Annotated in this window: 2 protein-coding genes and 1 pseudogene; 2 read left to right on the forward strand and 1 reads right to left on the reverse strand. The window is 56.3% G+C overall.

Annotation, left to right across the window (positions count from 1 at the left end; all coding sequences use genetic code 11):
- Window positions 1–1,048 (forward strand): tyrosine-type recombinase/integrase (locus ACOI1H_RS24450; protein ID WP_422440832.1); only part of this gene is annotated, 1,048 nt, incomplete at its 5' end.
- 46 nt (window positions 1,049–1,094) lie between these two features.
- Here the strand turns inward: ACOI1H_RS24450 and ACOI1H_RS24455 are convergent.
- A pseudogene (locus tag ACOI1H_RS24455) lies at window positions 1,095–1,694 on the reverse strand (DUF3387 domain-containing protein); the annotation flags it as partial.
- A gap of 294 nt (window positions 1,695–1,988) precedes the next feature.
- Between ACOI1H_RS24455 and ugpB the strand changes: the two are divergent.
- Window positions 1,989–3,140 (forward strand): sn-glycerol-3-phosphate ABC transporter substrate-binding protein UgpB (gene ugpB, locus ACOI1H_RS24460; RefSeq protein ID WP_422440834.1); only part of this gene is annotated, 1,152 nt, incomplete at its 3' end.

The following is a 3,140-nucleotide window of genomic DNA, read 5'->3' on the forward strand; positions in this document are numbered from 1 at the left end:
CACATGCGTTCAAAGCCTTACGCTACCCTCACCAACCCCTCATGAATTATTCGGGCTAAATGTTTTACTCCCGGAACCGGATCAGCCAACTGTCTCTCTCACGGGACTGTTCGAAGACTATATTGCTGGGCGCCATTCCCTCGGCCGCGGCAAAGGTGCAGGGGATCGCTGGAAACCAGTTTTTCGAAACTTGGTGTCTCATCTTGGCCATGACGACGCCCGAAAGATTACAAAGCGCGACATCATCACGTGGCGCGACAAACTCAACCAGTCTCTTGCGCCAAGCACAATAAACAAAGTCCATCTCACTGCACTGAAAGCAGTCCTGAACTGGGCTGTTTCTGAGGACCGTCTAGACGCAAACGTTGCCAAGGATGTGAGGCAGGAAATGCCAAAACGTATCCGAAAGCGGGAGCAAGGATATACCGAAGCCGAAGCAAAGGCTATTCTGCTATTTTCCCACAAATATGTGCCGAAGCCATTCAATGGTGGCCCCGTTCGAGAGCACGCTGAGATGTCTGCCGCTAAAAAATGGGTCCCGCTCTTGCTGGCCTACAGCGGTGCACGCGTCGTGGAGCTGACGCAGCTGCGTAAGATGGACATTGTTCTAGACGGTGAAATCTACGTCATGCGTATCACACCGGAAGCGGGGACCGTTAAGTCAGGAAATTATCGCGACGTGCCCATCCATCCAGCCCTCATCATCGCAGGGTTCATCACCTTCGTGAACGCTGCGCGACCCGGCCCCCTGTTCGTGTCTGAAGACGGCAGAGGAACCGTTTTGAAACGTGCCCAGACAACTGCCAACAGAATTGCTGAATGGCTCAGAAAAGAAAAGCTGGTCCCCACTGAAGTCAGCCCCAACCACGGGTGGCGCCACCGTTTCAAGACTGTTGCCAGCGAGGAAGGGCAGTCAGATCGTGTTGTCGACGCGATCTGCGGACACGCAGGGCGCACCGCAGGCGATTCGTATGGCGACGTAACCATTAAGGCGAAATACAAGGTAATCGCAGCCATGCCGGCATACGATCTGAGGCCGCAGGACTAGAGGCATACGATATTGAGGTGGACAAAGCACATCATTGGGACATCATTCATTTCAGTTCCGCCGCTAGAGCCTCCGCCTGCCGCAAGACCGTCTTGATCGCGTCCTTGGCCAAGTCCGGTGGATACCCATGGCGCTGGAGGATCTTCTTAACTGCCACGCGCATCTTGGCGCGCACATTTTCACGGCGCCACCAGTCCGTTCCGGAATTGCTGCGGACCGTCTGAACGAGTTCCGTGGCGATAATTCGCAGGCTCTCGTTGCTCATAATGTCGACGGCGCTGCTGTTCTGCGCCAAGGCGTCGTAAAACGCCCGCTCTTCTGGAGTAAGGCCATCTTCAGGTTCCTGGCGCAGGTCCTTTGCAATGTTGATCAGCTCCTGCAGGATCTGGATCGCATCCACACTGCGGTTGTGATATTTCGCGATCGCCTGCTCGAGGCGGAGCGAGAACTCCTCTTTGCGCACCACGTTGGTCCGCGTCCGGGATGTGATCTCGCCGTTCAGCAGCTTCTTCAGCGCTTCCACGGCCAGGTTCTTGTGCTTCATCCCCTCTAGCTCGAGCATGAAGGCATCTGACAGCACACTGATGTCTGGCCGGTCGAACCCGCAGGCTTCAAGGATGTCGACGACCTCTGCCGATGACACCGCAGGATTGACAAGTCGTTAAATAACTAGGTCAGGCATGTTGTGCTCTGATCTTCAGGATGTCGGCTTAAAGTTCTTTGCACAAGTGCCGACGGCCGAGAAGAACTAGGCCTCTTCTTCGACCTTGATTTTAGGTGCGACAAGCGAAACACTATTGAGATAGGTCGTCTGAAGAGTTGATACTCTGCGAACATGCAGCACGAGCAAGGAAACTTGTGGTCGCAGGAGCATCACAATGCGCCAATAGAGTGGTGTTGGGTCTTCTGCCTGTTAATAAGTCCGTTGAGGAGGAAAATTATGAACCATTACAATATATTCGCTGGCACGTTCGCGGCACTTGCGCTGCCGGCGATGGCCGCTCAAGCACAGACCGATATCAGCTGGTGGCACGCTATGACGGGTGCCAACTCTGAAGTGGTCGAGAAGATCGCCAGCGACTTCAACGCCAGCCAGTCCAACTACAGAATAATGCCGGTCTTCAAGGGCACGTATCCCGAAACGCTGAACGCCGGCATCGCCGCGTTCCGTGCAGGGCAGTCACCCGACATCATGCAGGTCTTCGACGTCGGCACTGGTGTCATGATGGGCGCTGAAGGGGCTGTGATGCCCGTGGCCGACGTGCTGACGAACGCCGGCATGACCTTCGACAAGTCCGCCTATCTGCCAGGGATCGTTGCCTACTATTCCAAGGCCGACGGCACTATGCTGTCCTTCCCCTACAACTCGTCCTCTCCGATCACCTACTACAACAAGGATATCTTTGAAAAAGCGGGCCTTGACCCTGACACGCCCCCCGCAACATGGGACGATGTGTGGTCGATGGCCAAGACGATCAAGGAGTCCGGTGCCGCCCCCTGCGGCTACACCTCAACCTGGCTGACCTGGATCCATCTGGAAAACTTCGCCGCCTGGAACAATGTGCCCTACGCCACGCAAGGCAACGGGCTGGAGCCGGGTGCGACGCCCGAGCTTGAGATCAACGCGCCGATCTTCGTGAACCATTTCCAGCAGATCGCTGATTTGGCGACCGACGGCACCTTCAAGTATGGGGGACGCACGTCCGAGGCCAAGCAGATCTTTCTTGCCGGCGAATGCGGAATTTTTACCGAGAGCTCTGGCGGTCTGGGCGATATCGTCAATTCCGGCATGAACTACGGCATTGGGCAGCTGCCCTATGACACCGCTGGCAATGGCCCGCAGAACACCATTCCCGGCGGTGCGTCGCTGTGGGTGATGGGCGGCAAGTCGGATGAGACCTATGAGGGCGTCGCCGCTTTCTTCTCCTACCTCTCCCAAGTCGACGTGCAGGAATACCTGCACCAGACCTCTGGCTACCTGCCGGTGACGATGGAGGCCTATGACGCAACCAAGACCAGCGGCTTCTATGATGAGAACCCAGGCCGCGAAACGCCGATCACACAGATGATGGGCAAGGAACCGACCGAGAAC

This window comes from Loktanella sp. DJP18 (genome assembly GCF_049310965.1).
In the GTDB taxonomy this organism is placed as follows: domain Bacteria; phylum Pseudomonadota; class Alphaproteobacteria; order Rhodobacterales; family Rhodobacteraceae; genus Loktanella.